Origin of the sequence: Arthrobacter sp. efr-133-R2A-120 (genome assembly GCF_030209835.1) — a bacterium.
GTDB lineage: Bacteria > Actinomycetota > Actinomycetes > Actinomycetales > Micrococcaceae > Arthrobacter.
This window is the reverse complement of the sequence record NZ_JARVRF010000050.1, coordinates 1-15710: the sequence shown is the minus strand read 5'-3', so window position 1 is coordinate 15710 and position 15710 is coordinate 1. Positions and strand designations below refer to the sequence as shown.

Sequence of the window (15710 nt, the reverse complement as noted above, 5' to 3'; positions counted from 1 at the left end):
CTAACAATCAAAGATCAAGGGTTTTCGGCAGATTATGTGGAATCAAGGCGCCCATCTGTCAGCTCAGGGGAACAATGGCGATTTCCGTCTTGTTGGGCGACTTGACCGGCAGGATCACCAGCAGGCCGGCCAGGAGCACCACCATGATGCCCAGGATCCCCCAGCGTTGAGCCGCGCCTGGGGCAACCAGGGGCGTGGCCACGGTGATGCATAGGGTGAACAGAGCCGGCGCCAGGAAGCTCACCGCCCTGCCGGTGGTGGCGTAGAGCCCGAACAGTTCGCCGGATTCGCCGTCCGGCGCGAGCCTCGCGAGGTAAGCGCGGGAGGAAGCTTGCGCCGGTCCCACGAAGAGGCACAGGAACAGTCCGAATACCCAGAACGTCGTGCTGCCTGCCCAATGGGACCCGAAGAACACGTAGTCGCCGTTTCCAAGCACCAGGATCACTGTCCCGGCGACCAGGAGTCCCATGAGGGAAATGACGATGACGGCCTTCGGCCCGATCCTGTCGTCCAGGAATCCGCCGATCATGGCTCCAACGGCTGCCACCACATTGCCGAAAATCGCGAAGAAGATGACTTGCTTGAGCTCGAATCCAAAAGTCCCGGCAGCAATGACCCCGCCAAAGGTGAAAACCGCCGCCAGGCCGTCGCGGAAGATGGCGCTCGCGAGCAGGAAGTAGATGGTGTGCGGGCTGGTTCGATAGATGGCCTTGATCCGGCGGACCAGCAAACCGTAGGAGGCCAGGAACCCGAGCCGGGATTCCGCCTTCTTGACGGAGAGCTCCGGCACCGCGAACAGGACCGGTAGCGCGAAGATGAAGAACCAGAGTGCGGAGAAGACAGCCACGAGCCTGATATTAAGGCTGTCCTGGGTGGAGGCTCCGAACCACTCAAAAGACGGCTGGACGAAAAGCTGCAGCACCACGAGCAGCGCGACAATTCCGCCCAGGTATCCCATTCCCCAGCCGAAGCCACTCACTTTGCCGATATTGGCGGGCGTGGAGATCTGGGCCAGCATGGCGTTGTAATTGACCCCGGCGAACTCGAAAAACACATTGCCGAGCGCAATCAACGAGACGCCCAGAAGCAGGAACTCGGGCTTGGGGAAAACGAAGAAACACGAGCCTGTGAGGACGGCCACGAGCGCGGTGTTGACCCCGAGCCACAGTTTCCGGCGGCCACCGGAATCGGAGCGTTGACCCGTGACCGGTGCCAGCAGGGCAATCGCGACGCCGGCAATCGCCAACGCGGCACCCAACGCCGCCGATGCGGAGTCTTCCCCGCCAAAGGCCTTGGATGTCAGATAGACGGTAAACACGAAGGTGGTCATCACGGCGTTAAAGGCCGCGGAACCCCAATCCCAGGATGCCCAGGCAAGGATCTGGCCCTTGTTCGACAGGGCGGGCCCTGAAGCAAGCTCGGATGCCGGGTGCGGGGCCTCAGGCGCAGTTGCCATGTTCATGGTTGATAAACTACCTGCACCGAACCCAACGTTTGACCGCCTGCTCCAACTTTTGACAATTCATTCCTGACTTTGCGGAGATTCCAGTGATCACAGTTCTTGCCGTGACCTTTGCAGCGGCAACTGTGGCGCCCTGGATCTTCCGGAAACTTCAGCGGAATGCCTTCTATGTCCTCGCGGCGGTTCCCACCATCGCTTTCATCTGGCTGATCCTGCAGTATGACCGGGTCTATCCCGGAAAAGGCGGGGACCCCAGCGGCGGCTTCATCGAAGAAGTCCTCCCGTGGATTCCCAACCTCAAGCTTGAATTCGCCTTCCGCATGGACGTTTTGGCCTGGGTAATGTCCTTGCTGGTCCTGGGTGTCGGCGCGTTGGTCCTGGTCTATTGCGCCCGGTACTTCAAGAACAAGGATGCGGGCCTTGGCGGGTTCGGGGCCCAACTACTTGCCTTCGCGGGGGCGATGTTCGGACTGGTGACGGCGGACGACCTCCTGATGATGTTCATCTTCTGGGAACTCACCACCGTCCTGTCCTACCTCCTGATCGGCTACGCCCGCACCCGCCTCGCCGCCCGACGCTCGGCCTTGCAAGCCCTCATGGTCACCACCGCTGGCGGCCTGGCCATGCTCGTCGGCCTCATCATTCTGGGCCAGGCAGCCGGAACATACCGGATTTCGGCGATCATGACTCAAGCGGCCACCCTCGTCACGGGACCGGCCCAGGGGGCAGTTGCTGCCGCCGTCGTACTCATCCTGGTGGGGGCGATTACCAAATCCGCGCTGGTCCCCTTCCACTTCTGGCTCCCGGGCGCCATGGCCGCACCCACCCCTGTGAGCGCCTACCTGCACGCAGCGGCAATGGTGAAGGCCGGTATCTACATCGTGGCCCGCCTGGCTCCGGGATTCAGCGAGAGCCCCTACTGGTTGCCGCTGGTGCTCGGGCTCGGCCTTGCGACGATGCTGGTGGGCGGCTATCGGGCGCTCCGGCAGACCGACATCAAACTCATCCTCGCCTATGGAACCGTCAGTCAGCTCGGCTTCCTCACGATGGTGGTGGGCCTCGGCCGGCCCGACGCCGCACTGGCCGGCCTCGCGCTGTTGCTGGCGCACGGACTCTTCAAGGCCGCATTGTTCCTGGTAGTGGGCATCATCGACCACCAATCCGGCACGCGCGATATCCGCAAACTCTCGGGTGTGTACAAGTCCTCGCGGGCGCTCGCCATCGTGGCGGGCATCGCCGCCGCGTCCATGGCCGGCATACCTCCGCTGGCGGGTTTCGTGGCCAAGGAATCCGTGTTCGAGGCGTTCGTCCACTACGGCACTGATCACTCCGGTACTGGCCCTGATTCGCAACCGTGGGGGCTGGTCCTGCTAGTCGGCTTGGTGCTGGGGTCCATCCTCACGTTCGCCTACAGCGCCCGCTTCATGTGGGGTGCGTTCGCCACCAAACCGGGCGTGGACCGGACTCCCTTCAAAGCCATACAGCCATCGTTCCTGGCGGCGCCGGCCATCCTGAGCTTCCTCACCATCGTGTACGGTCTGTGGCCGGATCCCGTTGACGGTTGGATCCAGCCGTATGCGGCGCTTTTTGTGGAACCCGCTGCCGGAACAAGCGCAGCCGCAACAAACGCAGCCAGCGCCAGCCACCTCGCGCTGTGGCACGGACTGACGCCCGCCTTGGGACTGACCGCCCTGACGTTCGCGGCCGGCGTCGTGATGTTCTACGCCCGTAACCACGTGTCCCGGGCGCAGGGCCGTGTCCCGGACTGGGTGGATGGCGATCGTGCCTACCAGCGCACCATCGGGGCGTTGGACGACGTCGCCGTGTGGGTCACCGGGCGCACGCAGCGCGGTTCCCTCTATTTCTACCTGGCGGTCATTCTCACGGTGGCTTTCGCCGTCCCGCTCACGGCACTTATCGTGGCCAACAAGCCGCTCCCGGGCGGTCTCTTCCTGATCGACCCGAATTCGCCGCTTCAGCTCATCGCCGCGGCAGGAATCGTTGTTGGCGCGCTGGCCGCAGTTCGCGCCAATAAGCGCTTCCTCGCCGTGCTGATGGTGTCCGTCACCGGCTACGGCATCGCGCTCATGTTCGCGTTGCAGGGAGCACCGGACCTCGCCTTGACGCAAATGCTGGTGGAGACCATCATCCTGGTGGCCTTCGTGCTGGCGATGCGAAGCCTCCCTCCGGAGCTCCGGGACCGCACCGGCGGCAAATACCGGGTGGTTCGCGTCATTATCGGTGTGGCGTTCGCGGTCACCATGATCTTCGTGGCGATCTACGCGATGGGCGCACGCATCGCCGAGCCTGTGTCGCTCTCCTTCCCCCGGCTGGCCTACGAGGGCGGCGGGGGACTCAATGTGGTCAACGTGACTTTGGTGGACATCCGGGCGTGGGACACGTTCGGTGAGATCTCGGTGCTGGCAATCGCCGCTACCGGCGTCGCGAGCTTGATCTTTGTCCGAAGCAGGGGTGAGCGCCTCAACAAGGCCTCCACGATTCCCGAGGGCACTGTGGGAAGGCGCGCCGCCGCCGGGGGCAGTTCGCGCGACGATGCCTCGCTGGCACTCGTCCGCAAGTTCGCGGGCAGCCTGAGAGACCCCTGGCTCGTGGCCGGCCGAACCCTGGCACCCGAACGGCGTTCCATCATCTTCGAGGTGGTCACGCGGCTGATTTTCCACTCGATGATCGTTTTCTCCGTGTACCTGCTGCTGGCGGGACACAATCTTCCGGGAGGCGGCTTCGCCGGCGGACTCACTGCCGGGCTCGCCCTGACCATCCGATACTTGGCCGGCGGACGGTTCGAGTTGCGGGAAGCCGCACCGATCAGCGCCGGCATGCTGCTGGGAACGGGGCTTGCGACGGCGGCCGCGGCGGGCTTCGTGCCGTTGCTTCTGGGCGGTCAAGTGTTCCAAAGTGCCATCATCGAGTTCTGGCTGCCGCTATTCGGTGACATCAAGTTCGTGACCTCCACGATCTTCGACATCGGCGTGTACCTCGTTGTCGTAGGCCTTGCCCTGGACGTGCTGCGGAGCTTGGGTGCCGAGATCGACGAACACTTCGAAGAGACCGCCAGCGGAGACGCGGGGGATTCAGGGGACGCCCGGCCGGAAGCCCGTGCGGCTACTGCGACGGCGGCAACCACCGCAACGTCGGCAACCACCTCGCCCGGGAAAGGGACCCCATGAGCGTCAACTTGACCTTGTTGATCGTCATGGGAGTGCTCTACGCCTGTGGTATCTATTTGATCCTGGAACGCAGCCTGACCCGCGTCCTCCTGGGGCTCATGCTCCTGGCCAACGCCACCAACCTTTTGATCCTCGCGACGGGTGGCTATGCCGGACTTGCCCCGCTGTTCAACAAATCGACGGATCCGCGCGACTACAACGATCCTTTGCCGCAAGCGTTGATCCTGACGTCGATCGTGATTTCCTTCGCGGTGACGGCATTCATGCTTGGCATCATCTACCGGACCTGGGCGTTGGCACGCCAGGACGATATCCAGGACGATGCCGAAGACCGGCGCGTCGCGAAGACACCCAGCTTTGACGCCGAAGACGACTCGGTGGTTCCCGAGGAAACATCCGAATTCCCGGTCACGGCAGTCACCGAAGCTGCCAAGGAAGGAGGCCCCCTGTGAACATCGCCAGCCTGGCGCCGCTCGCCGTCGTACTTCCCATCCTCGGTGCCGCACTGACATTCGCCCTGAACAGGAACCCGCTGGCCCAACGCGCGGTCAGCATCGCTTTGTTGTCCCTTACCTTGCTCCTGGAATGCTGGCTCCTTGCCTCGGTATGGACTACAGGCACCGCGTCCGTCACTCTGGGCGGCTGGCAGCCGCCGTTTGGCGTGGTGATGGTGGTAGACCAGTTCTCCTCGCTCATGTTGGTGGTCTCCTCCGTCATCAGCCTCGCCGTGCTCGTCTATGCCACCGGCCAAGGCATGGCCGACGGCGACCGCGAGGCACCGGTCTCGATCTTCCACCCGACCTACCTGATCCTGGTGGCCGGCGTCTCCAATGCCTTCCTCACCGGTGACCTCTTCAACCTGTACGTCGGCTTCGAGATCTTGCTGACGGCGAGCTACGTGCTCATGACCTTGGGCGGCACCGGTCCGCGCATCCGCGCCGGGGTCACGTACGTGGTGGTTTCCGTCGTGTCCTCGGTGTTGTTCCTTATCGCCATCGCGATGATCTACGGGGCCACCGGGACCATCACCATGGCGGATCTCGCCATCAAGTTGGCCGAACTGGATCCGGGCACCAGGAACCTGCTTCACGTCATGCTGCTCGTGGCATTCGGCATCAAAGCCGCCGTGTTCCCGCTGTCCTTTTGGCTGCCGGACTCGTATCCGACGGCGCCAGCACCGGTCACAGCCGTGTTCGCCGGCTTGCTCACCAAAGTGGGTGTCTACGCCATGGTCCGGACGGAGACCCTTCTCTTCCCGGGCGATACTTTGAATACCCCGTTGATGGTGGTTGCACTCCTCACCATGCTGGTGGGCATTCTCGGTGCCATAGCCCAGAGCGACATCAAACGATTACTCTCCTTCACCCTGGTCAGCCACATCGGCTACATGGTGTTTGGGCTGGCCATGTCTTCCGTTGCCGGGCTGGCTGCCGCCGTCTTCTATGTGGCCCACCACATCACGGTCCAAACGAGCTTGTTCCTGGTGACTGGCTTGATTGAGCGCCGCGGTGGGAGCTCCTCCGTGGACAGGCTGGGTGGGCTCGCAAAGCTGTCTCCGCTCCTCGCGCTCTTGTTCTTCATTCCGGCCATGAACCTCGCAGGAATCCCGCCCTTCTCCGGGTTCTTGGGGAAGCTCGGACTCCTCCAGGCAGGCATTGCCCTGGGGACGCCACTGGCCATTACCTTGGTGGTGGGCGGCGTGGTCACGAGTCTCTTGACGTTGCTGGCAATTGCCCGCGTCTGGAACCGCGCATTCTGGCGGAAACCGGAGGATGCGGATTACCCTGCCGCCGTCCTGAAAGACACGGCGGCCGTCGGGCTGCTTCCGCGGACCATGGTGGGGCCAACCGCCGCGCTGGTGGTCTTTGGCGTGGCGCTGACAGTCTTCGCCGGTCCGCTGTTCCAATTGGCCGGAAACTCCGCGGAACAGATGCTGGACCGTACCGCGTACATTCATTCCGTGCTCGGCGGGAATGCCAAAGTTCCAGGAATCGCGGCACCGCAGGGTGACGCACCCACCGGGGCCGTACCGCAGGGAGGTGGCAAGTGAGCCGCAAGCGGATTTCGTTCCGCACCGAGTTGCCCCTGCTGGTCTGGCTGGTGGTCGTTTGGGGTGCGCTTTGGCGGGACTTCAGCCCCGGCAACCTGGTGTTCGGTGCGCTGATCGCGGTGGTGGTAGCCAGGGTCTTCTACTTGCCTCCAGTGGAGCTCAGCGGACGATTCAACGTGCTGCGGGCCATTCCTTTCGCCGTCGTGTTCCTTGGCAAAGTGGTGGCCGCGAGTTTCCAGGTCATGTACTTGGCGGTCTTCCGGGGCCCCTCGGTAACCAACGCCGTCGTCGCGGTTCCCCTGCGTAGCCACTCCGACCTCATGGTGACCGCAACAGGGCACGTGATTTCGCTGATTCCGGGTTCCCTGGTGGTGGAGGTGGACCGCTCGACGTCCACGCTCTATATCCACGGGCTCAATGTCCGCAACGATGTGGACACCGCCAAGCTGCGCAAGGAAGTCCAGGACACGGAGGCCTCGTTGATCCGGATCATGGGTACCCGCACGGAATTGGACGCACTCCAGGCCGAAGGCTGGCCTGCAACGAGGGGAGCCGGCTCATGAAAGACATCGTGCTGATCGTCACGGCGGTGATTCTTAGCCTCGCGGCGGCAGGCGCGATCTACAGGATCGCCGTCGGGCCTTCATTGCTGGACCGGGTGCTCGCCTCAGACGTGCTGCTCGCCATACTGGGGGCCGCGCTGGCCATCGACATGGCCGTCAACAGGCACCTCAACAACCTCGTGCTGCTCGTCGCGCTGACGCTGATCGGGTTCATCGGATCGGTGACGGTGGCCCGCTTCGTGGCCGACCGGAGGGGACAAGTCAATGACTCCTAACGCCACCGGAGCGGACGCCGTCATCGATGCCGTCACCGCGGTACTGCTGATTGTTGGTGCCCTGATGTCATTGGGCGCGGCAATTGGACTGTTGCGGTTCCCGGACCTCATGAGCCGCATGCATGCAGCTACCAAGCCCCAAGTGCTGGGGCTGTTCCTTGTCTTGGCGGCCATGGGGCTGCAGATGCGCGAATGGTGGGTTTGGCCGGTCCTCGCGGTCGCTTGGATTTTCCAACTGCTGACTGTGCCCGTGTCTGCGCACATGGTGGGCCGGGCAGGGTACCGGACCAAGCACCTCCACCCCGAGCTTCTCAGCACAGACGAACTCGAGGCCGTGGTGCTGCGGGCTGCCGGTCAACGGGCGGCGGAGAAAGCTCAAGAAGCGGGCTCGGCAATGCCCCACGCTGGGAACGCCCGCAACGGCGGGAGCGAAGATCCTAACGGCGTCAACGGCGGGCCGTCAGCCTAGACGATGTCCTGCGTCTTCGAGAAGCGGGAGATGGCGCGCTGGGTGCTCCGGCCGGCGAGAACCTGGATGACGGCACTGACAGTTGCCGAAATCAGGGCGAAGGTCAGCGCTGAGCGGAGGCTCGTCTCCATGTCGTCGTGTCCCTTGGGCGGCTTGTTGCCCGTGGTTTTTTCCCACAGCGCGTTGACGAGCTTGGTGCCGACAAAGCCTGCGCCGATGCTCACGCCGGTGCCGAGCAGTTTGATGAGGAGGTTCATTCCGGGACTCCTTGCGGGTGGAAACAGGACCGTCCCCAGCCTAACCCCACTTCAGGGCAGTTCCGGAGCAACGGATGGGGCTTGGCGCCTCAGCCGGAAGAACTCCTGCAAGGCTCCCGGCTTTGGACGCACGGGAACAATGTCACGGTCTTCGGCCAGCACCGCTTCCACCGTGCCGAGGGCGAGGAGCTCATCCAGTAGCGCCAGCGTGGGTGGCATGAGCTTGAGCGTTCCGGCGGCTTCGGCATCCAGGATTCCGCGGACCGGCATCCACAAGGACGATGACGCTTCCGTGGTCTGGTGCCTTGGCTCGGCTCCGGAAACCGGGCAAGCAAGGTAGAAGTACGTGTCGAAGCGCTTGGGCTGGTCCGGCGGAGTGACCCAGTTGGCCCATGGGCGGAGGGTGGCGGCGTCGAGCTTCAGCCCGGCCTCTTCGAACACCTCACGCTGCGCGGCCGCCAGTACCCGGCCCGCGTTGAATCGGGCGGAGGAAGGCTCGACGGCGATGCTGCTCCGGTGCCATGCGGCGGCGTGCCGCTCGACGACGTCGTCCGTGAAGTCCCAGCCGGAGCTGTCCGCCTGGTCCACTCGTCCGCCCGGGAAGACGACCATTCCGGCAGCGAAATCCATCGTGGACACCCGGTGCTGGACGAACACCTCCAAAGCCTGCGCCGCGTCTCCAGAGCGCCCAGGAACTGCGGCATCCCGGAGCAGGATCACGCTCGCGGCGAGCCTCGGTTCGGCCACTGTGGTGCTGTTCGCTTCGCCCATGCCTGCCAAGACCGCTCCTTTGCCCGCTTGCTGTGTCACATTCTGCTGGATCATTCTCCCAGTTTCTGTGGCCGCCCGCGCCATTCCGGGCCGGACTGCGCTCGCCCGGCAAATGATCCAGGGGAATCCGTCGGTACGCTTTTTGCCGCCGCGCCCGCAACCCCTCCAAGGTGTAAACTGAACCACGCCCAAAAGGGTGGATTGATAACGACAGGGGAGCGCCGCCGTCGGGCTCGCAGCAATGCGGCACGGAGGACGGGCGCTGAGAGTGCGGACAGCCGCAGACCCTCGAACCTGATCCGGCTAGTACCGGCGCAAGGGAGTCGAGTTCTCATAGTGTCCGGAACCGGCGCGGCGGAGGCCGCTCGCAGGCAACCGGGGAACACTTTCCCCTCCTGTTCCTCAGGAGGACAAAATGACTGGTATTTCTGCAAGGCCGGGCCTCACCAAGCCTGGTTACAACTGGCGCGTCGTGGACATTGTTGTGGCGGCACTGATCTCGATCGCCGGTGGCGTGATCTTCTGGGCATGGGACCAGATGGCTCTGGTCGCCACGCCTATGTCCGCCGGCTACCCGCCCCTGAGCGGCCTGATCGCCGGCGGCTGGATGATTCCGGCAGTCTTGGGCATGCTCATCGTCCGCAAGCCCGGTGCGGCAATTTTCTGCGAAACAGTGGCCGCCACGAGTGAGCTCATCATGGGTTCGCAGTACGGCACCACGGTGCTGATCTCGGGCCTGCTCCAGGGCCTCGGTGCGGAACTCATCTTCCTGGCCTTCATGTACAAGAAGTTCAACCTGCCTGTGTCCCTGCTGGTCGGTGCCGGTGCGGGCCTGTTCTGCGGTCTGAACGACTCCTTCCTGCCGTGGGGCTGGAACATCGCCTACGAACCGGTCGACAAGCTCGCGTACATCGTGTTCTGCACGGTCTCCGGGGCCGTCATTGCCGGTGCCCTGTCCTGGATCGCGACCCGCGGCCTGGCCAAGACCGGTGTGCTGAGCGCGTTCGCGTCCCGCAAAGCCGCTTCGGAGCCCGTCTTTTCCTGATGCCCAGTCCTGATTCCGGCACCTCTGCCGTGGTGCGACCCGCCGCCATTTCCGCGCAAGGCTGGGGCTGGCGGCACGCCGGCCGCACCACGCAGGCCATCCACGCCCTCGACCTGGACATCCGTCCCGGCGAGCGTGTTCTGCTGCTTGGCCCCTCGGGCGCAGGCAAGTCGACCCTCCTGCATGCCCTGGCTGGCGTGTTGGGCGAGGAAGGCGACGACGCCGACGAGACCGGTTCGTTGCTCGTGGATGGTGTTTCGCCGAAGGCCCAGCGGGGCCGTGCCGGACTCATGCAACAGGACCCCGAAACCCAGGTGGTGCTTTCCCGGCTGGGCGACGACGTCGCGTTCGGCGCCGAGAACCTTTGCGTGCCGCGGGAAGAAATCTGGAAGCGGGTCCATGAAGCGCTCGACGACGTCGGGCTGCGGCGTAGTGCCGGTGGCAGTGCGAGCGGCAACTTTGCGCTCGACCACCCGACGTCGGCCCTCTCGGGCGGGCAGAAACAGCGCCTTGCGCTGGCCGGCATCCTCGCGATGCGGCCCGGCTTGATCCTCCTGGACGAACCGACCGCCAACCTGGACCCCGCCGGAGTGTTGGAGGTCCGCGATGCCGTGGGCCGCTGCCTCGACAAGACCGGCGCCACTTTGGTGGTGGTGGAACACCGGGTTTCGGTCTGGAAAGACCTTGTGGACCGGATCGTGGTGCTCCAGCCGGGCAGTTCCTCCTCCACGGGAGTCTCGACGCCGGCAGTGCTCCTGGACGGCGATCCGGACACCGTTCTGGCGCAAGCAAGGGACATGCTCACTGCTGCGGGCGTTTGGGTGCCCGGGTACGTGCCGGCCACCCGGCCACGTTCGGGAACAGGCGCCGGAACGGCGGCCGGCTCCGGGGCGGGGAGCTCCTCGGCGGGGAGCGGAGGAGAGCTACTGCTCGCCACCCAGGAGCTCGCGGTGTCCCGCGAGCGGTCACGGCGCCGGGGGTTCAAAACCATCCCGCCCCTTCCCGTGCAGGCCGGACTCAACGCCGAAGTGTTCGCAGGGCGAGCGCTGACCATCACTGGCTCCAACGGCGCGGGAAAATCGACGTTCGCTTTGACTCTCGCGGGGCTGTTGGCGCCGGTGTCCGGGGCGCTGACTGCCGCCGTCGGGCTCAGCGACGGTGCCGGCACTGACCCGTTCAAGTGGAAGGCCCAGCAGCTGATTTCCCGCATCGGGACCGTGTTCCAGGAGCCCGAGCACCAGTTCGTCACCGGCCGGGTGCTCGACGAGCTCATGTTCGGCCCCAAGCACCTTGGCCATGGCGAGGAGCGCGTGGACGAATTGCTGGAGCGGCTGCGCCTGCGGCATCTCGTGGAGGCCAATCCGTACACGCTCTCCGGTGGCGAAAAGCGACGGCTATCGGTGGCTACGGTACTCGCCGCGCACCCCCGCGTCCTGGTGCTGGACGAACCCACTTTTGGCCAGGACGCGAACACGTGGGCTGAGCTTGCGTCGTTCCTGTCGGAACTGCTCGACGCCGGCACATCCGTGGTTTCCGTGACCCACGACCAGGAATTCAGCTCCGTCCTTGGCGGCGCCGAGATGCGGCTCGAGCCTGCATTCCAAGGCGGCGCCCGGCAGGAAGCGGGTGCGGCATGAGGGACGCACTGACCCTGCGCGGCAACAATGCCCTCCTGACGCGCGCGAATCCGCTGGCCAAGTTCGTGTCGGTCTTCCTGATCACCCTGGTGTTGGCGTTGTCCATCGACTTGGTGTCAGCCTCGACCGCGCTCCTCGGCGAACTGGCGTTGTTCCCCCTCGCGGGGCTCACCGTGCGCTTGCTCTGGCAGCGCGGCTGGCCCTTGATTATCGCGGCCGCGCTCGGAGGTTGGAGCACCGCGATCCTGTCGGCGGACAGCGGAAGGATACTGCTCGACGTCGGGATCTGGTCTATCAGCGAAGGCTCACTTCAGCTGGGACTCGGCTTCATGCTGCGTGGCCTGGCCATCGCGCTGCCAGCCATCCTCCTCATGAGCTGCACCGATCCGACCGACCTTGCCGATGCCTTGGCGCAGAAGGCGAAACTGCCGCACCGTTTTGTCTTGGGCACCTTGGCTGCGCTGCGGCTCGTCGGGCTCATGGCGGAGGAATGGCAGACCATCGGCATGGCACGGCGCGCGCGGGGTGTCGGCTCGCACGGGAGCCCGCCGCAACGGTTCAAGGCCATGCTCGGCCAAAGCTTCGGGCTGTTGGTCCAGGCGATCCGTCGGGCGTCCCGCTTGGCCGTGACCATGGAGGCGCGGGGCTTCGGCGGCGGACGGCGGACCTGGGCACGCGAATCCACCTACAGCCGCCTGGACGTCTGGGTTCTCGCTGGCGGGCTGGTCATTGCGGCCGCAGCCGTGCTCGCGGCCCAATGGGCAGGGACGTGGCACTTCGTCTGGCTGAAGCAGCCCAACTGACTCGCATTTGTTGTCGTTTTGGGGCCTCATAACGACAACTACTGCGAGCTACTTGGGGGGACGAGTGGCTGGCTTCCGGTGGCCGCGAGCAAACGCAACACGCAGGCTTTGGACCACGCATATCGCACGAGACGACTATTCTCCAGCGTAATCGGCGTGTTGTGTCACAAAACCTCCAGTCCGTAGACCATCCGTGATATTTATTAGTCATGACGCAACCGACTGCCGAACATGTAGGTCTCCTTCTTCGCGACGCCCGTGGCGAAAAGGGCTGGACACAGGGACAGCTCGCTTCGGAACTGGGTACCAGCCAAAGTGCCATTGCCCGTATGGAGCAGGGCAAGCAGAACCTCAGCCTACGCATGATCGAGCGCCTTGAGTCGATCTTCGGGCGAACTATCGTCAAGGTCGGCAAACGGCAGATGACCCACCTGCGCGTGGAGGGCGGACGCACGCTCTCCGGCTCGGTGGACGTCAACAGCAGCAAGAATGCCGGCGTCGCCCTGCTCTGCGCGAGCCTCATCAATCGCGGCACCACCACTTTGCGCCGGCTTGCCCGGATCGAAGAAGTCAACCGGATCGTCGAGGTCTTGACCTCCATCGGTGTCGAGTGCACCTGGCTGAACGGCAACGATCTGCGCATCCGCCGCCCGGAGACCCTTGACCTCGCCTCCATGGACGTGGAGGCCGCACGCCGCACCCGCAGCGTCATCATGCTGCTCGGCCCCCTCCTCGATGAGGCAGCCTCATATCAACTGCCCTACGCCGGCGGTTGCGATCTCGGGACTCGAACCGTGGAACCGCACATGCAGGCGTTGCGGCAGTTCGGGCTCTCGGTGGAGGCCAAGGCCGGCTTCTATTCGGTACAGGCCCCACCTGCCGACGGCGACCACCGCACCTTCGTGCTCACGGAGCGCGGCGACACCGTGACCGAGAACGCCATCATGGCCGCCGCACACCGCAGCGGTACCACGGTGATCCGCAATGCCAGCCCCAATTACATGGTGCAGGACCTCTGTTTCTACCTGCAGAGGCTCGGCGTGGTGATCGACGGCATCGGGACAACCACCCTGAAGATCACGGGCCGCCCGGCGATCGACGTCGACATTGAATACTTCCCTTCGGAAGACCCGATCGAAGCCATGAGCCTGATCACCGCGGGCATCGTGACCAACTCGGAGGTCACCATCTGCCGGGTCCCCATCGAGTTCATGGAGATTGAACTTGCCACGCTTGAGCAGATGGGCCAGCAGCTCGACATCTCCGGCGAATACTTTGCGCGCAACGGACGGACTCGCTTGGTGGATGTCACCACCAAGCCATCACGCTTGCGTGCGCCTGAGGACAAGATCCATCCGATGCCGTTCCCAGGGCTGAACATCGACAACTTGCCGTTCTTCGCGGTCATCGCAGGCAATGCCGAGGGACAGACCATGATCCACGACTGGGTCTACGAGAACCGTGCGATCTACTTGACCGAGCTCAACAAGCTCGGTGCCCAGGTTCAACTGCTCGATCCGCACCGCATCTATGTCAATGGTCCGACCAAATGGCGCGGCGCGGAAGTCGGATGCCCCCCGGCACTCCGACCCGCAGCTTGCCTGCTGTTGGCCATGCTGGCGGCCCGCGGCACGTCCGAGTTGCGCAACATCTATGTGATTGAGCGCGGATACGAGGACCTGGCCGAGCGGCTCAACACTATTGGTGCCAAGATCGAGTACTTCCAGGACTGACGCGCGTCGGATTCTGCACGATTCGAACTTCCGGCAGAATCATTCGGGCGTGCCGCAAAATCCCGATCTGTCTCCGCAAGGCCGCCATGGCGCACAATGGATCCGTGCGCACTTTTGGTGTGGAAGAGGAATTGCTGATCGTCGATCCCGTGACCGGCGAGCCGCTCGCCCTTGCCGACGCGCTCCTCTCGGGCCCCGCCCAGGACGGCCCCGAAGGCCACGATGGCTCCGGCCACCATGACCCACCCCACGACGGCCCCGCGCTCGACGGCAACGGCAGCCCCGAAATCGGGCCTGCCCTTGAGGAGATCGACGGTCCCGATACCGGCCTGAGCCACGAGCTCAAGCTTGAGCAGATCGAAACCCAGACCCGGCCATGCCGTAGTTACTCGGAGCTCTTGCACCAGATCCGCAGGGCCCGGGGCCTCGCGAGCCACGCCGCACGGCGCCACGGCGCAAGGATCGCCGCGTTGGCCACGTCGCCCGTCGACGCCGCGTTGCACACTACTCCGGATCCCCGGTACGCCATCATGCTCGAACGCTTCGGCATCACCGCACACGAACAGCTCACCTGCGGATTCCACGTGCACACCTCGATCGAGTCCCCCGAGGAAGGTGTGATGGTCCTGGACCGCATCCGGGACAAGCTCGCCGTCTTCACCGCGATCAGCGCCAATTCTCCCTACTGGCGGGGGCTGGCCACGGGTTTCGAGAGCTATCGGACGCAGGCATGGAACCGCTGGCCTTCGTCGGGACCGTCGGCCATCTTCGGTTCCTTGGCTGCTTACCGGAGGGTTGTCAGGAGGCTCATCGAAACGGGAGTGTTGCTCGACGAGGGGATGGTTTACTTCGACGCCAGGCTCTCCCGGCACGTTCCCACAGTGGAGGTCCGGGTGGCCGATGTCTGCCTACGGGCCGAGGATGCGGCGCTCCTCGCAGTGCTCGTCAGGGCCTTGGTCGAGACTTCTGTTCGTGAGTACCATGCCGGAATAGAGCCGGCGGCCGTACCCACGGCGCTTTTGCGGATGGCGTCCTGGCAGGCAAGCAACTTTGGACTGCGCACCGAGCTGCTGGACTTCGGAACGTTCCGCCCGGAGCCCGCCGCGGACGTCGTCTGGTCGTTGGTGGAGTATCTGGAACCTGTGCTGGCCGAGCAGGGTGAATTCGACCTGGTCCAAACCGGAGTGGCAGCGATCCTGGGCCGTGGCAACGGCGCCATCGAACAGCGTGGTGTCGCTGAGCGCTGGAGCGAGAGCAACGGGGGCGCGCCCGACGCCGCCGGGCTGGCCGCCGTCGTCGAGCACGCTGTTCAGATCACGATGCGCTCAGAGCGGGACGAGAGCGACACCAAGCCGCAGCCCGTCCTCACTTGGGTGCGCCAGGACTGGCGCGAAGCGCCCGGCTAGGGCGTGTCTCCTAAAGTTCGGGCTGGTGGTCCGGGATGCTGGATGGGTGTC

Annotated in this window: 14 protein-coding genes and 1 riboswitch; of the genes, 11 read left to right on the top strand and 3 right to left on the bottom strand. The window is 64.5% G+C overall.

What is annotated here, in order from left to right; genetic code table 11:
• Positions 1-58: 58 nt before the first annotated feature.
• Positions 59-1462 (bottom strand): MFS transporter, encoded by a 1404-nt coding sequence (locus tag QRN52_RS19855; RefSeq protein ID WP_284755233.1) that lies wholly within the window; start codon positions 1460-1462, stop codon positions 59-61.
• A gap of 86 nt (positions 1463-1548) precedes the next feature.
• On the opposite strand from QRN52_RS19855, the gene QRN52_RS19850 reads away from it, so the two are divergent.
• The 6 genes from QRN52_RS19850 to mnhG are packed head-to-tail and all read left to right on the top strand — an operon-like array spanning position 1549 to position 8007.
• Positions 1549-4650 carry a Na+/H+ antiporter subunit A gene (locus QRN52_RS19850; protein WP_284755231.1) on the top strand — a complete coding sequence of 1034 codons (3102 nt, stop codon included), beginning with the start codon at positions 1549-1551 and terminating at the stop codon, positions 4648-4650.
• A complete protein-coding gene (locus QRN52_RS19845) occupies positions 4647-5102 on the top strand; it encodes a Na(+)/H(+) antiporter subunit C (protein ID WP_059389840.1) in 456 nt (151 codons plus the stop codon). The genes QRN52_RS19850 and QRN52_RS19845 overlap by 4 nt, the downstream gene beginning before the upstream one ends.
• Complete coding sequence (locus QRN52_RS19840; protein WP_284755228.1) at positions 5099-6700, top strand: Na+/H+ antiporter subunit D; 1602 nt, start codon at positions 5099-5101, stop codon at positions 6698-6700. The genes QRN52_RS19845 and QRN52_RS19840 overlap by 4 nt, the downstream gene beginning before the upstream one ends.
• Positions 6697-7263, top strand: coding sequence for a Na+/H+ antiporter subunit E (locus QRN52_RS19835; RefSeq protein ID WP_284755227.1), 567 nt, complete (start codon positions 6697-6699; stop codon positions 7261-7263). Before QRN52_RS19840 ends, QRN52_RS19835 begins: the two co-directional genes overlap by 4 nt.
• The gene (locus QRN52_RS19830) at positions 7260-7538 is read left to right on the top strand and encodes an MrpF/PhaF family protein (RefSeq protein ID WP_059389843.1); all 279 of its coding nucleotides are present in this window, start codon (positions 7260-7262) and stop codon (positions 7536-7538) included. Before QRN52_RS19835 ends, QRN52_RS19830 begins: the two co-directional genes overlap by 4 nt.
• On the top strand, positions 7528-8007 hold the full coding sequence (mnhG, locus tag QRN52_RS19825) for a monovalent cation/H(+) antiporter subunit G (RefSeq protein ID WP_284755225.1): 480 nt from the start codon (positions 7528-7530) through the stop codon (positions 8005-8007). Before QRN52_RS19830 ends, mnhG begins: the two co-directional genes overlap by 11 nt.
• On the opposite strand, the gene QRN52_RS19820 is transcribed toward mnhG, so the two are convergent.
• Both QRN52_RS19820 and QRN52_RS19815 read right to left on the bottom strand, forming a co-directional pair.
• Entirely contained in the window at positions 8004-8264 is a 261-nt protein-coding gene (locus QRN52_RS19820) for a DUF4235 domain-containing protein (RefSeq protein WP_284755224.1), read from the bottom strand. The two genes, mnhG and QRN52_RS19820, sit on opposite strands and share 4 nt — an antisense overlap.
• A 51-nt stretch (positions 8265-8315) precedes the next feature.
• Entirely contained in the window at positions 8316-9089 is a 774-nt protein-coding gene (locus QRN52_RS19815) for an NUDIX hydrolase (protein WP_284755223.1), read from the bottom strand.
• 148 nt (positions 9090-9237) lie between these two features.
• Positions 9238-9374, top strand: a riboswitch (TPP riboswitch).
• A gap of 76 nt (positions 9375-9450) precedes the next feature.
• On the opposite strand from QRN52_RS19815, the gene QRN52_RS19810 reads away from it, so the two are divergent.
• The 5 genes from QRN52_RS19810 (at position 9451) to QRN52_RS19790 (ending at position 15659) form a co-directional block, all read left to right on the top strand.
• Positions 9451-10080, top strand: coding sequence for an ECF transporter S component (locus QRN52_RS19810; protein ID WP_284755221.1), 630 nt, complete (start codon positions 9451-9453; stop codon positions 10078-10080).
• Positions 10080-11717: an ABC transporter ATP-binding protein gene (locus tag QRN52_RS19805; RefSeq protein ID WP_284755219.1), complete on the top strand. Its 1638-nt coding sequence runs from the start codon at positions 10080-10082 to the stop codon at positions 11715-11717. The genes QRN52_RS19810 and QRN52_RS19805 overlap by 1 nt, the downstream gene beginning before the upstream one ends.
• Positions 11714-12520 carry an energy-coupling factor transporter transmembrane component T family protein gene (locus QRN52_RS19800; protein ID WP_284755217.1) on the top strand — a complete coding sequence of 269 codons (807 nt, stop codon included), beginning with the start codon at positions 11714-11716 and terminating at the stop codon, positions 12518-12520. The genes QRN52_RS19805 and QRN52_RS19800 overlap by 4 nt, the downstream gene beginning before the upstream one ends.
• Positions 12521-12729: 209 nt before the next feature.
• Entirely contained in the window at positions 12730-14253 is a 1524-nt protein-coding gene (locus QRN52_RS19795; RefSeq protein WP_284755216.1) for a UDP-N-acetylglucosamine 1-carboxyvinyltransferase, read from the top strand.
• A gap of 104 nt (positions 14254-14357) precedes the next feature.
• Positions 14358-15659, top strand: a complete 1302-nt coding sequence (locus tag QRN52_RS19790; RefSeq protein ID WP_284755215.1) for a glutamate--cysteine ligase 2 — start codon at positions 14358-14360, stop codon at positions 15657-15659.
• Positions 15660-15710 lie beyond the last annotated feature (51 nt).

Excerpts from the sequence above, each read along its gene's own strand:
- QRN52_RS19855 (WP_284755233.1), bottom strand. The coding sequence starts at position 1,462 with ATGAACATGGCAACTGCGCCTGAGGCCCCGCACCCGGCATCCGAGCTT.
- QRN52_RS19845 (WP_059389840.1), top strand. The coding sequence starts at position 4,647 with ATGAGCGTCAACTTGACCTTGTTGATCGTCATGGGAGTGCTCTACGCC.
- QRN52_RS19830 (WP_059389843.1), top strand. The coding sequence starts at position 7,260 with ATGAAAGACATCGTGCTGATCGTCACGGCGGTGATTCTTAGCCTCGCG.
- mnhG (WP_284755225.1), top strand. The coding sequence starts at position 7,528 with ATGACTCCTAACGCCACCGGAGCGGACGCCGTCATCGATGCCGTCACC.
- QRN52_RS19820 (WP_284755224.1), bottom strand. The coding sequence starts at position 8,264 with ATGAACCTCCTCATCAAACTGCTCGGCACCGGCGTGAGCATCGGCGCA.
- QRN52_RS19815 (WP_284755223.1), bottom strand. The coding sequence starts at position 9,089 with ATGATCCAGCAGAATGTGACACAGCAAGCGGGCAAAGGAGCGGTCTTG.
- QRN52_RS19810 (WP_284755221.1), top strand. The coding sequence starts at position 9,451 with ATGACTGGTATTTCTGCAAGGCCGGGCCTCACCAAGCCTGGTTACAAC.
- QRN52_RS19805 (WP_284755219.1), top strand. The coding sequence starts at position 10,080 with ATGCCCAGTCCTGATTCCGGCACCTCTGCCGTGGTGCGACCCGCCGCC.
- QRN52_RS19800 (WP_284755217.1), top strand. The coding sequence starts at position 11,714 with ATGAGGGACGCACTGACCCTGCGCGGCAACAATGCCCTCCTGACGCGC.
- QRN52_RS19795 (WP_284755216.1), top strand. The coding sequence starts at position 12,730 with ATGACGCAACCGACTGCCGAACATGTAGGTCTCCTTCTTCGCGACGCC.